Raw genomic sequence first — 19,195 nt, forward strand, 5'->3', positions numbered from 1 at the left:
TTGCTTGGTGCATACAATTTACTTCTATAAGGACAAAAATGGAAATGAGCCAGTCTTAGATTATATGAGAGAATTGGCTAGAAAGAAGAGTAAGGACAGTCGCATCAAACTGAATAAACTAAACGACTATATCGAGTTGCTTAGTCAGCATGGGACTAGAGCTGGTGAACCCTATATCAAACATTTGGAAGATGAGATTTGGGAACTAAGACCTCTGAGGGATAGGATTTTATTTGTAGCGTGGCTTGATGGGAGTTTTGTTCTCTTACATCATTTTGTCAAAAAGACTCAGAAAACTCCTATAAGAGAAATTGAAAAAGCCAAGCGTGAACTGAAGGACATAAAAGAAAGAAGGTTAAGTGATGAAGAATAGTGCCATTGGAAGTAATTGGAAAGATATCCGATCTGAACTCTTTAGCAAGGAAGAAATTCTTGAAAGTGATATGCGAGTAGCTATCATGAGTGAGTTGATTGAGGCTAGACATGAGCAAGGTATCAGTCAGAAAAAGCTAGAGGAACTCAGTGGAGTAAGCCAGCCTGTCATAGCTAGGATGGAGACAGGAAAGACTAGTCCTCAGTTGGATACGGTCTTAAAAGTCTTAGCCAGTTTAGGAAAGACACTAGCAGTCGTCCCACTTGAACAGGAAAAAAGTTGATAGAGATGAGATTACTTGGTTGGCTAAAATCATCCACTGGATAATTTTACCTCCCGTCCGCACTTTTTCAGGGAAATATCAGAATTACAAAAGAAAACCAACCTATAGTCTTTTCTAATAACAAGCCATAGTCATTGATGAGAATCGTCAATAGCTCGTTTGAGCATTCCAACTAAAATACAGCAATAAAACAAGCAATATAAAGGATTTGAGATGCTGGTCTCAAGTCTTTTTCTATTGTCTAAAAGAGTGATATAGTTTCAAACTATATCAAAGCCTAATTATTTACAATTATACAGACAGTTTCTTTTCTGTTAAGATAGTTTCAACAACAAATTTTGGAGGACACATCATGTCAACTACGATCATCGGTTTCCCTCGTTTGGGCGAATTCCGCGAATTAAAATTTACAACTGAAAAATACTTTAGAAAAGAAATCTCAGAAGAAGAACTCTTGGCTGCGGCTAAAGAATTGCGTGCAAAACACTGGAACATCGTCAAAGAAAAAGGCATCACTGAAATCCCATCAAATGACTTTTCTCACTATGACAACTTCCTTGATGCAGCTTTCCTCTTCAACGTGGTACCTGCATCCGTTCAAAACTTGGACTTGTCTGACCTTGAGCGCTACTTTGCTTTGGGACGTGGTTACCAAGGAGAAAAAGGGGACGTTCGTGCCCTTCCGATGAAGAAATGGTTCAACACCAACTACCACTACATCGTTCCTAAATTTGAAAAAGACACTCAGGTTAAACTTGCTGGTCACAAGATTTTTGATGAGTTCCAAGAAGCAAAAGAACTTGGTCTTAACACTCGTCCTGTTCTTGTAGGTCCATTCACTTTCCTTCAATTGTCAGACTTTGAAGAAGGCGTGAAAGCAGAAGACTTCGTAGACAGCTTAGTGGCTGCTTACCAAGAAGTTTTTGCAAAATTGGCTGAACTTGGTGCGACTCGCATCCAACTCGACGAAGCGGCTCTTGTAAAAGATTTGACAGCTGAAGAAAAAGCTCTCTTCTTGAACCTCTACAACAAACTTTTGGCTGACAAGAAAGGTCTTGAAGTCTTGCTTCAAACTTACTTCGGTGATGTGCGTGACGTTTACACTGACCTTGTAAACTTGCCAGTTGATGCGATCGGTCTTGACTTCGTTGAAGGTAAGAAAACTCTTGAATTGGTCAAAGGTGGTTTCCCAGCTGACAAGACTCTCTATGCTGGTATCGTCAATGGTAAAAACATCTGGCGCAACAACTACGAAAAGAGCTTGGCTGTTCTTGAGCAAATCCCAGCTGAAAACATCGTATTGACAAGCTCATGCTCACTTCTTCATGTGCCATTTACAACTGCTAACGAAGAATTTGAACCAGCTATCTTGAACCACTTTGCTTTTGCAGTTGAAAAATTGGATGAAATTCGTGATTTGGATGCTATCCGCAATGGTCAAGGCGCAGAAGCTCTTGCAGCTAACAAAGAACTCTTTGCGACTGAACGTGTTGGTGAAAATGCAGAACTTCGTGCGCGCATCGCTGGATTGACTGACGCAGACTACACTCGTTTGCCAGCCTTTGCAGAACGTGAAGCTATCCAAGAAGAAGCCTTTAAACTTCCAGCTCTTCCAACAACAACCATCGGTTCATTCCCTCAAACTAAGGAAGTTCGTGCCAAACGTTTGGCCTTCCGTAAGGGTGAATTGTCACAAGAAGAATACGATGCCTTCCTTGCTGAGACTATCGACGAATGGATCAAATGGCAAGAAGAAGTTGGATTTGACGTGCTTGTTCACGGTGAATTCGAGCGTAACGACATGGTTGAGTACTTCGGTCAAAACTTGTCAGGTTACCTCTTCTCTAAGAATGGTTGGGTACAATCTTACGGTATGCGTGGGGTGAAACCACCAATCATCTGGGGCGATGTCACTCGTCTTAACCCAATCACTGTGAAATGGTCTAGCTACGCACAAAGCCGTACTGACAAACCTGTTAAAGGTATGTTGACTGGACCTGTTACCATCCTTAACTGGTCATTCCCACGTGAAGACATTTCTATCAAGGATTCAACTCTTCAAATCGCTCTTGCCATCAAGGATGAAGTTCTTGACCTTGAAGCTGCAGGTGTGAAAATCATCCAAATCGACGAGGCTGCTCTTCGTGAGAAATTGCCACTCCGTCGTAGCGACTGGTACGAAGACTACCTTGACTGGGCTATTCCTGCCTTCCGCTTGGTACACTCAACAGTAGCGCCAGACACTCAAATCCACACTCACATGTGTTACTCAGAATTTACAGATATCATCCCAGCTATCGACAACATGGATGCGGACGTTATTTCCTTTGAAGCAAGCCGTTCCAACCTTGAAATCTTGGACGAACTCAAAGCGAAAAACTTCCAAACAGAAGTGGGACCTGGGGTTTACGATATCCACTCTCCTCGTGTGCCTAATGAAGGCGAAATCGACCACACAATCGATGCTATTCTTGCCAAAGTGCCAAGCAAGAAAGTTTGGATCAACCCTGACTGTGGTTTGAAAACACGTGGTATTCCAGAAACAAAAGAAAGCTTGATCCGCCTTGTTGAAGCTGCTAAAGCTGCGCGTGAGAAATTGTAAGAAAAGACATTTCTCCATACATGGTTGATCAGTAAGAAATCAACTAGAAAACTAGAAAAGGATAATGAATATGTCACGCCAAACGCCGTCACTTTCATTTGAAGTGTTCCCTCCAAACCCAGCTGTGGGTAATGATAATATTATTTCAGCCTTGCAGGATATGCAGGAGCTGACACCGCACTTTATCAGTGTGACTGCCAGCAATAATAAATTCAATATCAAGGAAACGACGGTTCGTTTGGCTGACTTTATCCAGAATGATTTGGCGATTCCAACTATTGCCCACTTGCCAGCTATCTATCTGACCAAGGAAAAGGTTGCTGAAACCATTGCAGACTTGGATAAGGTTGGGGTACAGAAAATCTTGGCCTTGCGTGGGGATATTATCCCTGATGTGGAACCGCAAAAGGATTTCCGCTACGCAACGGACTTGATCGAGTTCATCAAGGAACAAGCTCCTCACTTTGATATTATTGGTGCTTGTTACCCAGAGGGGCATCCTGACTCGCCAAACCAAATCTCAGATATTCAAAATCTCAAGAAGAAGGTGGATGCAGGCTGTTCCAGCCTCGTAACGCAACTTTTCTTTGACAATGAGCGCTTCTATGATTTCCAAGACAAGTGTACCTTGGCAGGGATTGATGTTCCCATTCATGCGGGTATTATGCCCATTCTGAACCGTAACCAAGCGCTTCGTCTCTTGAAGACTTGTGAGAATATCCATCTTCCACGAAAATTCAAGGCCATCTTAGACAAGTATGAGCATGACCCTGAGTCGCTCAGAGCAGCAGGACTTGCCTATGCCGTGGATCAGATCGTTGACTTGGTGACCCAGGATGTCGCAGGCGTGCATCTCTACACCATGAACAATGCTGAAACAGCCAAATACATCCACCAAGCAACCCATGCCTTGTTTAATCATCAGTCTTTAGGATAATAAAAAGCAAACCATTCTTCTCAGGTGAGGGGAATGGTTCCTTTTTAATAGAAAAGCCCGCACTTTTTAAGAAAAATATGATAAAATAGACTCTGTACGTACTTGATACAAAGATGAGGGTATAAACATATTCTTAGCTATTCAAATCTGCTATGCTATAAAAGATACAAATGCTAAAGAATAATATTTTTAAACTTTTTCAAGGTATTTAGGTAGTTGAACACGGGCTAAATCCCTAGTGAAAAAGATAGATTTCCTGGTGTGCATCGCACACTGCGTCAATTTATGCTATCATGAGTAATTGAACTCGGCCGAAAAGCTGTGTAAAAAAGATAAACTGTCTTGTCTTCATCGAAGACTTCGCCAGTTTCCTATTTTTACTTTGCTTTTTGCGACCTTAGTATCTTGATCTTTGTAGGCAAGGCGTATAATTTCATCAATCCAAAGGGGATTAAAATGACAAAACATGTGTTTCAAACGACTTTTGCGGGTCGTGAGTTAATCGTAGAGACTGGTCAGGTTGCTAAGCAAGCAAATGGCTCTGTTGTCGTGCGTTACGGTGAGTCAACTGTCTTGACTGCTGCCGTTATGTCTAAGAAGATGGCAACTGGGGATTTCTTCCCTCTCCAAGTCAACTACGAAGAAAAAATGTATGCGGCTGGGAAGTTTCCTGGTGGCTTTATGAAGCGTGAAGGACGTCCTTCAACTGATGCGACTTTGACAGCGCGTTTGATTGACCGTCCAATCCGCCCTATGTTTGCGGAAGGTTTTCGTAATGAAGTGCAAGTGATCAACACCGTCCTTTCTTATGATGAAAATGCCTCTGCACCAATGGCAGCTATGTTTGGTTCATCCTTGGCACTTTCTATCTCAGATATTCCATTTGACGGACCAATCGCTGGGGTACAAGTGGGCAATGTAGATGGTCAAATCATCATCAACCCAAGTCAAGAACAAGCAGAGCGTTCGCTTCTTGAATTGACAGTAGCTGGTACCAAACACGCTATCAACATGGTTGAGTCTGGTGCCAAAGAATTGTCAGAAGAAATCATGCTGGAAGCCCTTCTCAAAGGGCACGAAGCAGTCAAAGAATTGATTGCCTTCCAAGAAGAAATCGTTGCGGCAGTCGGTAAAGAAAAAGCAGAAGTGGAACTGCTTCATGTGGATGCTGACTTACAGGCTGAAATCATCGCAGCCTATAACAGTGACCTCCAAAAAGCGGTCCAAGTAGAAGAAAAATTGGCCCGTGAAGCTGCGACACAAGCAGTGAAAGACCAAGTGACTGCTGTTTATGAAGAAAAATATGCAGACCATGAAGAATTTGAACGAATCATGCGTGATGTGGCTGAAATCTTGGAACAAATGGAACACGCTGAAGTGCGCCGTTTGATCACAGAAGACAAGGTGCGTCCTGACGGGCGTAAGGTCGATGAAATCCGTCCTTTGGATGCGGTTGTTGACTTCCTTCCTCGTGTACATGGTTCCGGTCTCTTCACTCGTGGACAAACTCAGGCTCTTTCAGTTTTGACCTTGGCTCCGATGGGAGAAACGCAAATCATCGATGGTTTGGATCCAGAGTACAAGAAACGCTTTATGCACCATTATAACTTCCCTCAATACTCTGTAGGGGAAACTGGTCGTTACGGTGCGCCTGGTCGTCGTGAAATTGGTCACGGCGCTCTCGGTGAGCGTGCTCTTGCTCAAGTCTTGCCAAGCTTGGAAGAATTCCCATACGCTATCCGTCTGGTAGCAGAAGTCTTGGAATCAAACGGTTCTTCATCTCAAGCATCTATCTGTGCCGGAACTCTTGCCCTTATGGCTGGTGGTGTGCCAATCAAGGCGCCAGTAGCAGGGATTGCCATGGGTCTCATCTCAGATGGAAATAACTACACTGTATTGACAGATATCCAAGGATTGGAAGACCACTTTGGAGACATGGACTTCAAGGTAGCAGGTACTCGTGAGGGGATTACAGCCCTTCAAATGGATATCAAGATCCAAGGGATTACTGCAGAAATCTTGACAGAAGCCCTTGCTCAAGCTAAGAAAGCCCGTTTTGAAATCCTTGATGTCATCGAAGCAACCATTCCAGAAGTTCGTCCAGAATTGGCTCCAACTGCACCGAAAATTGATACCATTAAGATTGATGTTGATAAGATCAAGATTGTCATCGGTAAAGGTGGAGAAACCATCGACAAAATTATCGCTGAAACAGGCGTTAAGATTGATATCGACGAAGAGGGTAATGTGTCTATCTACTCTAGCGACCAAGATGCTATTAACCGTACCAAAGAAATCATTGCTGGTCTAGTTCGTGAGGCTAAAGTCGATGAAGTTTACCATGCTAAGGTTGTTCGTATCGAGAAATTTGGTGCCTTTGTCAACCTCTTTGACAAGACAGACGCCCTCGTTCACATTTCGGAAATGGCTTGGACGCGTACTAATAATGTCGAAGACTTGGTGGCTATTGGAGACGAAGTCGATGTCAAAGTTATCAAGATTGATGAAAAAGGACGTGTTGATGCTTCTATGAAGGCTCTTCTTCCACGTCCACCAAAACCTGAGCGTGATGAAAAAGGTGAAAAGTCTGAACGTCCTCACCGTCTACGTCATCACAAGGACCACAAACCGAAGAAAGAATTTACACATAAACCAAAAGATTCAGAATAAGAAAGGAGAAATGTATGGGATGGTGGCGCGAAACCATTGATATCGTAAAAGAAAATGATCCAGCGGCGCGCACCACTTTGGAGGTTCTACTGACCTATCCAGGTGTCAAGGCCTTAGCTGCCCACCGTCTCTCGCATTTTCTATGGGAGCACGGCTTCAAACTCCTAGCTCGGATGCACAGTCAGTTTTGGCGCTTCTGGACTCAGATTGAGATCCATCCGGGGGCTCAGATAGAATCAGGTGTCTTTATCGACCATGGTTCTGGATTGGTGATTGGAGAAACGGCTATCGTTGAGACGGGAGTTCTCCTCTATCATGGGGTGACTCTTGGGGGAACAGGGAAAGACTGTGGCAAACGCCATCCTACCGTTCGAAAGGGAGCTCTCATATCGGCTCATGCCCAAGTTATTGGACCAGTGGAAATCGGTGAAAATGCCAAGGTGGGAGCAGCCGCAGTTGTTGTGGCAGATGTACCTAGTGATGTGACAGTTGTCGGAATTCCAGCGAAGATTGTCCGTGTTCATGGTGAGAAAGACGAGCCAACCATTCACGAGGTAGAGGAGAAACGGAAATACTATCTAGACAAGCTAGAGCATGCCCGTGAAGCCAGTCACAGATCGTCGGGGTTGTAGAGGATACCTATATGATTCAAGCAAGAAACAAGTTAAGCCAAGAGGAGTTATCTGAGGCGAAAAAACTCATTAACTGTTGCCAAGCCTATGACGGTACCTATCGTGATCCCTATCTTTCTAACATGCTTAATTTTGACCCAAACATGCCCGCCTTTTTCCTTTATTATGAAAAAGGCGAACTTGTTGGTTTATTAACTGTCTATGCAGATGACCAAGATGTGGAAGTGACGATACTGGTTCATCCAAATCATCGCCGTCAGGGGATTGCGCGTGCATTGTTTACGAGTTTTGAGAGAGAAACGGCTTCTTTCCCTATTCGTTCAGTCACTTTTCAGACAGAACGTATTTTTCTAGAGCGTCATCCTGATTTTGTCAGCAACTGGGGATTGGTCGAGGATGAAGAGACAGAAACCTGGTTAGGTAAGGATAGAAGACCTTATCAGTTAGTAACTGTTTCTAATCTTGAAGTTTTGTTAGCAGATAGTTCGTATCAGGAGCAAATTAGCCAGTTAAAATTTCAGGTATTTTCAGAGGAACATGAATCGAGAGAAGTTGTGGATAGATATGTCGCTGAAGCTCTGAAAGATCCAGAAAGTCGCCTATACATTTTATTAAAAAACGGTCAGGTCATTGGGACTTGCACGGTAGATTTATCGACTAATACGAATTACTTCTACGGTTTAGCAATATCAGAACTTGAACGTGGCAAAGGCTACGGAAGCTATTTTGTAAAATCTCTTATCAACCAACTGATTGAGCAAAATGACAGGGAGTTTCAAATTGCAGTAGAAGATAGCAATGTAGGTGCCAAGCGCTTGTATGAAAAAATTGGCTTTGTCAAACAGACTCAGGTAGTTTATCTGAATGAGAAAGAATAGAAAAATGCTATTAGAAGAATTCGAAAATGTACCTGCTGTTATCGAACCAACTGATCGAAGTATTCGAGGTGGTGGAGAAATCTGTGACACGATTATTTTATCTTTTAATGGAGAAATCGTTGAACGAGTAAAGCAGTTTGAAGATGTTTATGAAGGTGGCTATCTAACCAATCTAAATGGTAGATTTCCATGGTATATCTATGAAAAAGATGGTAGTAAGGTAGCCGTTGCTATAGCTACGATTGGGGCTCCCATGATAGTCGGCCAGCTGGAGGAGTTAGCGGCCATAGGCTTCAAGAATTTCATCATTCTAGGTTCCTGTGGTGTTTTGGATCGCTCAATTGAGGCGGATAAAATCATCCTGCCTGCGGCCGCATTGCGAGATGAAGGGACTAGCTATCACTATGCCCCATCGGGTGATGAAGTCGCCTATAACGAATCACTGTTGATTAAGCTGGAAGCCATCTTTGACAAGCACAATATCGAACATATCCGCACCAAGTCTTGGACGACTGATGCCTTTTATCGAGAAACGCCTGATAAGGTCAAGCGTCGCTTGACTGCTGGTGCACAAGTGGTGGACATGGAAGCTTCAGCTATCATGGCTTGGAGTCAATTTCGCAAGAGTAAAGTCTATCAGTTCTTCTACACAGCTGACTATGTGGATCATCATAACCGAGCCTGGGATGCCCGCCATGAAGAGCGGACAGCTGATGCCATGACTTTTTTCACTATCGCTTTGACAATAGCCAAGGAACTAGAAAGGTAACTACAAGAATGGCAGTATATTTTTACGGCTGTATCACCATGGATGGCTACTTGGCAGACAGCCAGCACAGGATAGACTGGCTGCATCAGCTTGGTTCTGTAGAGGATACAGGCTATGATGACTTTTACAGGCAAATGGATATCACCATCATGGGCAAGCGGACCTTTGAGGAAATCCAAGATTTGCAAGATGTAGAAAGTTTTTATCAAGCTACGGAAAACTATGTCTTTACGCATGATAGGCACCTGCCTGTCAGCAATTACCAGCCAGTAGCTGGGGATGTGGTGGACTTTGTTCACCAGATTGACAAAGGAAAAAATGTCTTTGTGATTGGTGGTAATTCCTTGGTAGGACCGCTCTTGGATGCGGATCTTTTCGACCACCTCATTATTCAGATAGCGCCCCTTATCCTAGGAAAGGGGGTTCCCCTCTTTACCCAAGAGGAAGGGCAGCGCTTTTACCAACTGGATAGCCTCAGACAATTTGGCCCTTTTGCAGAGCTGGTTTTCAGCCGAAAAAGTCAGAAATAGAGAAGGGAGTGGACTGCATGATTAAAATTTACGACACCATGTCTCGTGATTTACGAGAATTTGTCCCGATTGAGGACAGCAAAGTCAAGATGTATGTTTGTGGGCCAACCGTATATAACTATATCCACGTGGGGAATGCACGTTCGACGGTAGCTTTTGATACCATTCGACGTTACTTCGAATACCGTGGGTACGAGGTTGCCTATATTTCCAATTTTACAGATGTAGATGATAAGATTATCAATCGCGCCAAGGAAGAAGGTATCACGCCTCAGGAGGTTGCGGACAAGTACATCGCTGCCTTTCGTGAAGACGTGACGGCCTTAGGCGTCAAGCCTGCTACCCGCCATCCGCGTGTAGTGGAGTTTATGGCTGATATCATTCGTTTTGTGGAAGACTTGATTGAAAAAGGTTATGCCTATGAAAGCCAGGGGGATGTCTACTTCCGTGTGGAAAAATCTCACAACTATGCTAAGTTGGCTAATAAAACCTTGGAAGATTTGGAGTTGGGTGCTTCTGGTCGGACAGATGAGGAGACCGCCCGTAAGGAAAATCCAGTGGACTTTGCTCTCTGGAAGGCAGCTAAGCCAGGTGAGATTTTCTGGGACAGCCCTTGGGGAGCAGGCCGTCCGGGCTGGCATATCGAGTGTTCGGTTATGTCGACAGAGATTTTGGGAGATACCATTGATATTCACGGTGGTGGAGCTGACCTAGAGTTTCCGCATCATACCAACGAAATAGCCCAATCAGAAGCCAAGACTGGTCAGACTTTTGCCAACTACTGGATGCACAATGGCTTTGTCAATATCGAAAATGTCAAGATGTCCAAGTCCTTGGGCAACTTTATCACAGTCCATGATGCCCTCAAAACCATCGATGGCCAAGTGCTTCGTTTCTTCTTTGCCACTCAGCATTACCGCAAGCCTATCAACTTTACAGAAAAAGCAGTGCGTGATGCCGAGACAAATCTCAAGTATCTAAAGAACACCTATGAGCAACCATTTACTGGAAATGTAGATGCTCAAGAGTTACAAGACTTTAAAGATAAGTTTGTAGCGGCTATGGATGAGGACTTTAACGCTGCCAATGGTATCACAGTTGTCTTTGAAATGGCCAAGTGGATTAATTCAGGCAACTATGATGTAAGTGTTAAGGAAGCTCTTGCGGCTATGTTAGAGGTCTTTGGTATTGTCTTTGTCGAGGAAGTTTTGGATGCAGAGATTGAAGCTTTGATCCAAAAACGTCAAGAGGCGCGTGCGAATCGTGACTTTGCGACAGCAGACCAAATCCGTGACCAATTGGCTGCTCAAGGGATTAAGCTACTGGATACCAAAGATGGAGTGAGGTGGACACGTGATTGATGTCAACCTCATTAATGGGATTGCGCTAGCTTTTGAGGGGGATGCGGTGTATTCTATGTATATCCGCCGTCACCTCATCCTCAAAGGTATGACCAAGCCCAATAAACTCCACCAAGAGGCGACAAAGTATGTGTCGGCCAAGGCTCAGGCTCGCTTGATTGCCCTCATGTTGGAAGAGCAAGTCTTGACGGAAAAAGAAGAAGAAATCTATAAACGAGGCCGCAATACCAATAGCCACACAAAGGCTAAAAATGCGGATGTCGTAACTTATCGCATGTCTACAGGATTTGAAGCGGTCATGGGCTATCTCCATCTGACTGAAAATGTGGAGCGTCTAGAGACTATAATTTCTTGGTGCATCCAAAAAGTGGAGGGCTAGAATATGATTGCAAAGGAATTACAAGACTGGTTCCCTGAAGCTCAGATTTCAGATCAGCCAGTAGAGAAACCGGGCTATCTTACTCTTCCTTTAGCTTCTCAGCAGTGGATTTTACTGGAGGAAGCTGGGCTCAGCGAGCGTGAAAAGCAGCTGGTTGCCCTTTTGACCCAGCAGGAGCAGGCTCGTTCGCTCAATCCTTGGTATCCCTATTTGATTGAGGGGAAGGGGCAGGCACCGCAAGCTTTCAAAAAGATTCAATTGGTTTATTGCCATCTGTCTTATTACCAACAGGAAAATCTAGCCTCTTGGTTGGATATGATGCAAACTCTCTTTCCCAACTGCCAGACAGTATTGCAGGTCGGAGTTCAGGATTATGTATTTGTGCTTCAACAAGATAAGTACAGCTCTGTCCGCTCAATCTTATCTGATACGATTGAAGCGGTTGAGTATGACTTTGGCCTTCGTCTGTCGATCATGTTAGGCCAGGTTTGGCCTCAGACAGGCCCTCAAGCCCTATCAGACTTGATCAAAGCGGAGCGAGATTTGTTTAAGACTTGGTGGCGTCAGGGGCATCAAGGTGTACATACCTTTTCACAGCTCTATCTTTGGAGTATGGGAGAAAGGATTGTGGACCTGAGAGTCATTAAAGACTGCCTGCACCAGATGATTTTGGACCAGGACCAGATTCAGGAAATTATCCTTTCTCTCTGGGAAAACAGTGCCGTCCTAACTAAAACGGCCCAGCAACTCTATCTGCACCGCAACTCTCTCCAATACAAGATTGATAGATGGGAAGAATTGACAGGGCTTCAGTTGAAGGAGTTAACGGATCTTACCTTGTGTTATCAGTTGATTTTACCAGATATTCTTTAAAGTTTTGTGCAAGTTGCACAGAACTTTTTTATTTTTTTGGTCACCTTGCCATAGAAATGTAAAGCGTTTTCATTTATAATAAAACTATCAAAAAATAAAAGGAGTTCACCTTCCATGGTAGAATTAAATCTTAAAAACATTTACAAAAAATATCCAAACAGCGAACACTACTCAGTTGAAGACTTCAACTTGGACATCAAAGACAAAGAATTTATCGTTTTCGTAGGTCCTTCAGGATGTGGTAAATCAACAACTCTTCGTATGATTGCGGGTCTTGAAGACATTACAGAAGGTACTGCATCTATCGATGGCGTGGTTGTCAACGACGTAGCTCCAAAAGACCGTGACATCGCCATGGTATTCCAAAACTACGCTCTTTACCCACACATGACTGTGTATGACAACATGGCTTTTGGTTTGAAATTGCGTAAGTACAGCAAAGAAGACATCGACAAACGTGTGCAAGAAGCGGCAGCAATCCTTGGCTTGAAAGAGTTCTTGGATCGTAAACCTGCTGACCTTTCAGGTGGTCAACGTCAACGTGTTGCCATGGGTCGTGCGATTGTCCGTGATGCAAAAGTGTTCTTGATGGACGAACCTTTGTCAAACTTGGATGCCAAACTTCGTGTATCAATGCGTGCTGAAATTGCGAAAATCCACCGTCGTATCGGAGCTACAACTATCTACGTAACACACGACCAAACAGAAGCGATGACTCTTGCAGACCGTATCGTTATCATGTCAGCAACTAAGAACCCTGCTGGTACAGGTACTATCGGACGTGTAGAACAAATCGGTACTCCTCAAGAAGTTTACAAAAACCCAGTTAACAAATTTGTAGCAGGATTTATCGGAAGCCCAGCTATGAACTTCATCAATGTGAAATTGGTTGGTAGCGAAATTGTTTCTGACGGTTTCCGTTTGAAAGTGCCAGAAGGTGCTTTGAAAGTTCTTCGTGACAAAGGCTACGAAGGAAAAGAATTGATTTTCGGTATCCGTCCAGAAGATGTGAATGCAGAACCTGCTTTCCTTGAAACATTCCCAGAATCAGTGGTTAAAGCAACTATCTCAGTATCAGAATTGCTTGGTTCAGAATCTCACCTTTACTGCCAAGTTGGTAAAGACGAATTTGTTGCAAAAGTGGATGCTCGTGACTACTTGCAAACAGGTGCAACAGTTGAACTTGGATTTGACTTGAACAAAGCACACTTCTTCGATGTAGAAACTGAAAAAACAGTCTACTAAGCAAATGAAATGTCAAAACACTGCTAGAGAAATCTGGCAGTGTTTTTTTAATGATTGGTATTAGCATAAAAACAGAGCTTTTCTAGTTTTCATATCCTTAAAAAAGTGATAAAATGGTAGGAAGAATTGGAGAGTATAGATGCCGAAAGAAGTGAATTTGACGGGCGATCAGGTAGTCGCTTTAACGAGAGAGTATTTAACGAAGGAAGACGTTGCTTTTGTACAAAAAGCATTGATTTATGCGGTAGATTGTCATAGTGGGCAGTTTCGGAAATCAGGAGAGCCCTATATTATCCATCCCATTCAGGTAGCAGGAATTCTGGCTAAGCTCAAGCTGGATGCCGTAACCGTTGCCTGTGGTTTTTTGCATGACGTGGTTGAGGACACAGATGCGACACTGGATGATCTGGAGAGAGAGTTCGGTCATGATGTTCGGATTATCGTTGACGGGGTGACCAAGCTTGGTAAGGTTGAGTACAAATCACTCGAGGAACAATTGGCTGAAAATCATCGCAAGATGCTTATGGCCATGTCTGAGGATATCCGTGTTATCTTGGTTAAATTATCGGACCGTTTGCACAATATGCGGACTCTTAAACACCTGCGAAAGGACAAGCAAGAACGGATTTCCAGAGAAACCATGGAAATTTACGCACCACTTGCTCATCGTCTAGGGATTTCCAGTGTCAAGTGGGAGTTGGAAGACCTATCTTTCCGTTATCTCAATCCAACTGAGTTTTACAAGATCACCCACATGATGAAGGAAAAGCGCAGAGAACGTGAGGCTCTGGTCGACGAAGTCGTAACCAAGTTGGAGGACTATGCTACCGAACGCAATCTCAAAGGGAAAATCTATGGTCGTCCTAAGCATATCTATTCGATCTACCGCAAGATGCAGGATAAGAAGAAACGCTTTGAGGAAATTTATGACCTGATTGCCATTCGCTGTATCTTAGATACCCAGAGTGATGTCTATGCTATGCTGGGTTATGTGCATGAACTTTGGAAACCTATGCCAGGCCGCTTCAAAGACTATATCGCCAATCGTAAGGCCAATGGTTACCAGTCTATCCATACAACTGTTTATGGGCCAAAAGGGCCGATTGAATTCCAGATTCGGACTAAGGAAATGCACGAAGTGGCTGAGTACGGGGTAGCAGCTCACTGGGCTTATAAGAAAGGCATTAAAGGGCAGGTCAACAGCAAGGAATCTGCTATTGGGATGAACTGGATCAAGGAGATGATGGAGCTCCAAGACCAGGCTGATGATGCCAAGGAATTTGTGGACTCTGTTAAAGAAAACTATCTGGCGGAGGAGATTTACGTCTTTACTCCTGATGGTGCGGTTCGCTCCCTGCCAAAAGATTCAGGACCGATTGACTTTGCCTATGAAATCCATACCAAAGTCGGTGAAAAAGCGACTGGTGCCAAGGTCAATGGCCGTATGGTTCCACTGACAACCAAGCTCAAGACAGGGGATCAGGTTGAAATTATCACCAATCCCAACTCCTTTGGTCCAAGTCGTGACTGGCTCAACATGGTCAAGACCAGCAAGGCGCGCAACAAGATTCGTCAGTTCTTTAAAAATCAAGACAAGGAATTATCCGTTAACAAGGGCCGTGAGATGTTGATGGCCCAGTTCCAAGAAAACGGCTATGTAGCCAATAAATTCATGGACAAGCGTCATATGGACGAGGTCCTTCAAAAGACCAGCTACAAGACAGAGGAAGCTCTCTATGCAGCCATTGGTTTTGGAGAAATTGGCGCTATTACCGTCTTTAACCGATTGACCGAAAAGGAACGTCGTGAGGAAGAACGCGCTAAGGCCAAGGCAGAAGCAGAAGAGCTTGTCAAAGGTGGCGAAGTTAAGGTTGAAAACAAAGAAACTCTCAAGGTCAAGCATGAGGGAGGTGTGGTGATTGAAGGTGCCTCAGGCCTCTTAGTGCGGATTGCCAAGTGTTGCAATCCAGTGCCAGGTGACGACATTGTCGGCTACATCACTAAGGGTCGCGGTGTAGCTATTCACCGTGTGGACTGTATGAACCTCCGTGCCCAAGAAAACTATGAGCAACGTCTCCTTGATGTGGAATGGGAAGATCAATTCTCAAGCAAGGAATACACTGCCCACATCGATATCTATGGTCTCAACCGTACAGGTCTCTTAAATGATGTTCTGCAAGTTCTCTCAAACACAACCAAGAATATCTCAACCGTTAACGCCCAACCAACCAAGGATATGAAATTTGCCAATATCCATGTCTCCTTTGGTATTTCCAACCTCTCTACACTGACCACAGTTGTGGACAAGATTAAGAGTGTACCAGAGGTCTACTCTGTTAAACGGACCAACGGCTAATTCTCCCTTCAGTTACTAGAAAGGCTATTATGAAAATCATCATTCAACGAGTCAAGAAAGCCCAAGTCAGTATCGGAGGTCAGGTACGGGGAAAAATTAATCAGGGACTCTTATTACTGGTCGGTGTTGGACCAGAGGACCAAGAGGAAGATCTGGACTATGCTGTGAGAAAGCTTGTCAATATGCGGATTTTTTCAGATGAAGAAGGCAAGATGAACCTATCTGTCAAGGATATCAAGGGGGAAATCCTTTCTATTTCCCAGTTTACCCTCTTTGCAGATACCAAGAAAGGCAATCGTCCAGCCTTTACAGGTGCCGCCAAGCCGGATATGGCAGCTGCCTTCTATGAGGCTTTCAACCAAAAGCTAGCTCAGGAAGTCCCTGTTCAGACAGGTATTTTTGGAGCGGATATGCAGGTGGAGCTGGTCAATGATGGGCCAGTTACCATCATTCTTGATACTAAAAATAGATAAGAAAACCAAGCCAGTCGGCTTGGTTTTTATTTATAGACACTCCCATAAAGAGGTATGTTTGTTGTAAAAGTCGGGATAGTTTTCTCTTAGGTGGCCAGCCGTCAGATAATATAAAGTAGAATGACAACCAGTGACGATTGGCATAAGAGATGAAAATCGCTGAGAACTAGTGAAGGCTAAAAGGACAAATAATAGAAAATCGCTAATGAGCACCCCTAAATAGTAGAAGCGAAACTTTTTATTGATTTGAGGATAAATCTCAGAGAACTGTTTTTTGAGTCGGTTGACCAAGCGAAATAGCAGTAGTCCTTGAGCAAGGATGAAAATAAAACCAGACAGCAGGAGCCAGTCTACAGAGGGGTCGGTTTTGGAGATAAAAATTGCTAATAGTAGCAAATCACTGACTGCAATAGCTGCAAAATGGATTCTAAAGAGCTTTTTCATAGGATGACCTCCCTCTTTTATCTACCTTCATTCTACACCAAATGAATGGGAGTTGCAACTAACATAATAAAAAATCCCTGAAAGGAATTTCTTTCAGGAATAAGGGGTTAGTTGATTTTTTCGACATAGAGTTGTTTGGCGATATCCATACTAACTTGGAGGTCTTCGTCTTTGTTGACCAGAGTAAAGCTATTGGAAAAGCCATCAAACTGCTTGACTTGGAGTTGGTCACCGATATGAATTGCGTGCTTTTCTAGATATTTGAGTAGTTCAAAACTATCATGAACGCGAGTCAGGAGATAGGTTCCAGTTTCCTGGACAGCTGCTAGTGGAAGGTTATTGATTTCAACCAAGAGTTCTCCCTCGGCTGGTATGGTTCCACCGTGGGGACAGGTTTTAGGGAAGCCCAGGAGTTTATCCAGTCTCTTTACAAATAGGTCAGAGACTGTGTGTTCTAGGACCTCAGCTTCTTCGTGGATTTGATCGCTAGTATAGTCTAGATGGTGAACTAGAAAGACTTCAATCAAACGGTGTTTACGATAGAGCTCAGAGACCAGTTTGAGGCCAATATCTGTCAATAGATAGCCGTTCTCCTTATCCTTGAGGATGAGATTTTCACTTTTCATGCGTTTGATCATCTCTGTTACAGCAGGCGGAGAGACCTGCATACGGGCAGCAATCTCTTTGTTGGTGATTTTTTGCATGTCCGTACCGATTTCATAAATACATTTTAGGTAGTCTTCTTTATTTGGAGTCATTCGTTTCCTCTTGTTCATTCTCTCCATCTAGTATACCAAAAAAAGCTAGATTTCTCTAGCTTTCTGTCATAATGCTTGTGATTTTAGTCTAGTTCTTTAACTGCAGCAATAGCAGCTTCAAAGTCTGGTTCAGTGTTGATGTTGTCAACGTATTCTACGTAACGGATGACATTGTCAGTATCGAGAACAAAGACAGCACGTGCAAGGAGATGCCATTCGTTGATCAAGAGGGCATAATCGCGCCCGAAAGAATGGTCAAAATAGTCTGAAAGCATGATGGCATTGTCAAGGCCTTCAGCCCCGCACCAGCGTCCTTGGGCAAATGGTAGGTCCATAGAAACAGTAAGAACGACGGTATTGTCGAGGTTAGCTAGTTCTTGGTTGAATCGACGTGTTTGCGTTGAGCAGATACCAGTATCGATAGAAGGGACAACACTCAAGACTTTTTTCTTTCCTTCAAAGTCAGCTAGTGTTTTTTTAGAGAGATCGGTTGTCGTGAGAGAAAAGTCAAGTGCCTTGTCTCCGACTTGCAGTTGTTTACCTGTAAAAGTTACAGGATTTCCGAGAAAAGTGGTCATGAAACTACTCCATTCTTTTTTTCTTTTATTTTACCGAGAATTGTCAGATTTTTCCAATGATTTGACTGGAAATTAAGCGATAAAAAACGCCTGTTCATGTGAGAACGACGTTTTTAATGGATTACTTAGACAAACCTTCAGCAATCTTGTCAAGGTTGTATTTCATCATGTTGTAGTAGCTGTCACCTTCTTTACCTTCTTCAGCGATTGAGTCAGTAAAGATTTGTGCGTAAATTGGGATATTTGTGTCTTGTGAAACAGTCTTCATTGGACGGTCATCGACACTTGATTCAACAAAGAGTGATGGAACTTTTGTTTGGCGAAGTTTTTCAACCAAGGTCTTGATTTGTTCAGGTGTTCCTTCTTCTTCTGTGTTGATTTCCCAGATGTAGGCACTTGGAACTTCGTAAGCTTTAGAGAAGTATTTGAAGCATCCTTCGCTGGTTACAATGAGTTTTTTCTCAGCAGGGATATTGTTAAATTTCTCTTTAGCTTCCTTGTCCAGTTTGTCTAGCTTTTCAGTATAGTCTTTGAGATTTTTTTCGTAGAATTCCTTGTTGCTAGGGTCTTTTGCAATCAACTGTTTAGCGATATTTTTAGCATAAATTATCCCATTTTCAAGGTTGAGCCAAGCGTGTGGGTCTTCTTTGCCTTTCTCGTTTTGACCTTCAAGGTAGATGATATCTACGCCGTCACTAACTGCATAGTAGTCTTTGTTTTCAGTTTTCTTGGCATTTTCGACCAATTTGGTAAACCAAGCATTGCCACCTGTTTCAAGGTTGATACCGTTATAGAAAATGAGGTCAGCCTCAGAAGTTTTCTTTACGTCTTCAGGAAGTGGTTCGTACTCGTGTGGGTCTTGACCAACAGGAACGATACTATGAAGATCAATCTTGTCACCAGCGATATTTTTAGTAATATCAGCAATGATAGAGTTAGTCGCTACAACCTTTAGTTTTTGGTTTGTAGATGCTGTATCTTTTTTCCCACTAGCACAGGCAGCTAATCCAATGATAGAAAGAAAAAGAACGAGCAATGTACCTAATTTTTTCAT

At 43.4% G+C, this 19,195-nt stretch carries 19 protein-coding genes; 15 read left to right on the forward strand and 4 right to left on the reverse strand.

The window, feature by feature from the left end; translation table 11 throughout:
- Positions 1-7: 7 nt before the first annotated feature.
- From B7720_RS05655 to dtd, 15 genes are all read left to right on the forward strand, one after another.
- Positions 8-373, forward strand: coding sequence for a type II toxin-antitoxin system RelE/ParE family toxin (locus B7720_RS05655; protein ID WP_084856974.1), 366 nt, complete (start codon positions 8-10; stop codon positions 371-373).
- Positions 363-656: a helix-turn-helix domain-containing protein gene (locus B7720_RS05660; protein WP_061426842.1), complete on the forward strand. Its 294-nt coding sequence runs from the start codon at positions 363-365 to the stop codon at positions 654-656. The genes B7720_RS05655 and B7720_RS05660 overlap by 11 nt, the downstream gene beginning before the upstream one ends.
- A gap of 352 nt (positions 657-1,008) precedes the next feature.
- A complete protein-coding gene (gene metE / locus B7720_RS05665) occupies positions 1,009-3,258 on the forward strand; it encodes a 5-methyltetrahydropteroyltriglutamate--homocysteine S-methyltransferase (protein WP_084856976.1) in 2,250 nt (749 codons plus the stop codon).
- 70 nt (positions 3,259-3,328) lie between these two features.
- Complete coding sequence (metF, locus tag B7720_RS05670) at positions 3,329-4,195, forward strand: methylenetetrahydrofolate reductase [NAD(P)H] (protein WP_084857747.1); 867 nt, start codon at positions 3,329-3,331, stop codon at positions 4,193-4,195.
- 456 nt (positions 4,196-4,651) lie between these two features.
- The gene (gene pnp, locus B7720_RS05675) at positions 4,652-6,865 is read left to right on the forward strand and encodes a polyribonucleotide nucleotidyltransferase (RefSeq protein ID WP_084856978.1); all 2,214 of its coding nucleotides are present in this window, start codon (positions 4,652-4,654) and stop codon (positions 6,863-6,865) included.
- Between the two features lie 14 nt (positions 6,866-6,879).
- Positions 6,880-7,497, forward strand: a complete 618-nt coding sequence (gene cysE, locus B7720_RS05680) for a serine O-acetyltransferase (protein ID WP_084856981.1) — start codon at positions 6,880-6,882, stop codon at positions 7,495-7,497.
- Positions 7,498-7,508: 11 nt separating this feature from the next.
- The gene (locus tag B7720_RS05685; RefSeq protein ID WP_084856983.1) at positions 7,509-8,375 is read left to right on the forward strand and encodes a GNAT family N-acetyltransferase; all 867 of its coding nucleotides are present in this window, start codon (positions 7,509-7,511) and stop codon (positions 8,373-8,375) included.
- 4 nt (positions 8,376-8,379) lie between these two features.
- Positions 8,380-9,144 carry a nucleoside phosphorylase gene (locus B7720_RS05690; RefSeq protein ID WP_084856985.1) on the forward strand — a complete coding sequence of 255 codons (765 nt, stop codon included), beginning with the start codon at positions 8,380-8,382 and terminating at the stop codon, positions 9,142-9,144.
- Positions 9,145-9,152: 8 nt separating this feature from the next.
- On the forward strand, positions 9,153-9,674 hold the full coding sequence (locus B7720_RS05695; RefSeq protein ID WP_000301974.1) for a dihydrofolate reductase family protein: 522 nt from the start codon (positions 9,153-9,155) through the stop codon (positions 9,672-9,674).
- A gap of 17 nt (positions 9,675-9,691) precedes the next feature.
- On the forward strand, positions 9,692-11,035 hold the full coding sequence (gene cysS / locus B7720_RS05700) for a cysteine--tRNA ligase (RefSeq protein WP_084856987.1): 1,344 nt from the start codon (positions 9,692-9,694) through the stop codon (positions 11,033-11,035).
- A complete protein-coding gene (locus B7720_RS05705) occupies positions 11,028-11,414 on the forward strand; it encodes a Mini-ribonuclease 3 (protein WP_000567911.1) in 387 nt (128 codons plus the stop codon). Before cysS ends, B7720_RS05705 begins: the two co-directional genes overlap by 8 nt.
- Positions 11,415-11,417: 3 nt before the next feature.
- On the forward strand, positions 11,418-12,287 hold the full coding sequence (locus B7720_RS05710) for a helix-turn-helix domain-containing protein (RefSeq protein WP_000560743.1): 870 nt from the start codon (positions 11,418-11,420) through the stop codon (positions 12,285-12,287).
- Between the two features lie 114 nt (positions 12,288-12,401).
- Positions 12,402-13,532, forward strand: a complete 1,131-nt coding sequence (locus B7720_RS05715; RefSeq protein WP_000229944.1) for an ABC transporter ATP-binding protein — start codon at positions 12,402-12,404, stop codon at positions 13,530-13,532.
- Positions 13,533-13,671: 139 nt separating this feature from the next.
- On the forward strand, positions 13,672-15,888 hold the full coding sequence (locus B7720_RS05720) for a RelA/SpoT family protein (RefSeq protein WP_001123779.1): 2,217 nt from the start codon (positions 13,672-13,674) through the stop codon (positions 15,886-15,888).
- 29 nt (positions 15,889-15,917) lie between these two features.
- Positions 15,918-16,361 carry a D-aminoacyl-tRNA deacylase gene (gene dtd, locus B7720_RS05725; RefSeq protein ID WP_084856990.1) on the forward strand — a complete coding sequence of 148 codons (444 nt, stop codon included), beginning with the start codon at positions 15,918-15,920 and terminating at the stop codon, positions 16,359-16,361.
- A 30-nt stretch (positions 16,362-16,391) separates the two neighbouring features.
- On the opposite strand, the gene B7720_RS05730 is transcribed toward dtd, so the two are convergent.
- The 4 genes from B7720_RS05730 to B7720_RS05745 form a co-directional block, all read right to left on the reverse strand.
- Entirely contained in the window at positions 16,392-16,805 is a 414-nt protein-coding gene (locus B7720_RS05730; protein WP_084856993.1) for a hypothetical protein, read from the reverse strand.
- A gap of 107 nt (positions 16,806-16,912) precedes the next feature.
- Positions 16,913-17,563 carry a metal-dependent transcriptional regulator gene (locus B7720_RS05735; protein WP_084856996.1) on the reverse strand — a complete coding sequence of 217 codons (651 nt, stop codon included), beginning with the start codon at positions 17,561-17,563 and terminating at the stop codon, positions 16,913-16,915.
- 83 nt (positions 17,564-17,646) lie between these two features.
- Positions 17,647-18,141 carry a thiol peroxidase gene (tpx, locus tag B7720_RS05740; RefSeq protein ID WP_000206544.1) on the reverse strand — a complete coding sequence of 165 codons (495 nt, stop codon included), beginning with the start codon at positions 18,139-18,141 and terminating at the stop codon, positions 17,647-17,649.
- A gap of 121 nt (positions 18,142-18,262) precedes the next feature.
- Positions 18,263-19,195, reverse strand: coding sequence for a metal ABC transporter substrate-binding protein (locus B7720_RS05745; protein WP_000733063.1), 933 nt, complete (start codon positions 19,193-19,195; stop codon positions 18,263-18,265).

This window comes from Streptococcus oralis subsp. oralis (genome assembly GCF_002096455.1).
In the GTDB taxonomy this organism is placed as follows: domain Bacteria; phylum Bacillota; class Bacilli; order Lactobacillales; family Streptococcaceae; genus Streptococcus; species Streptococcus oralis_CY.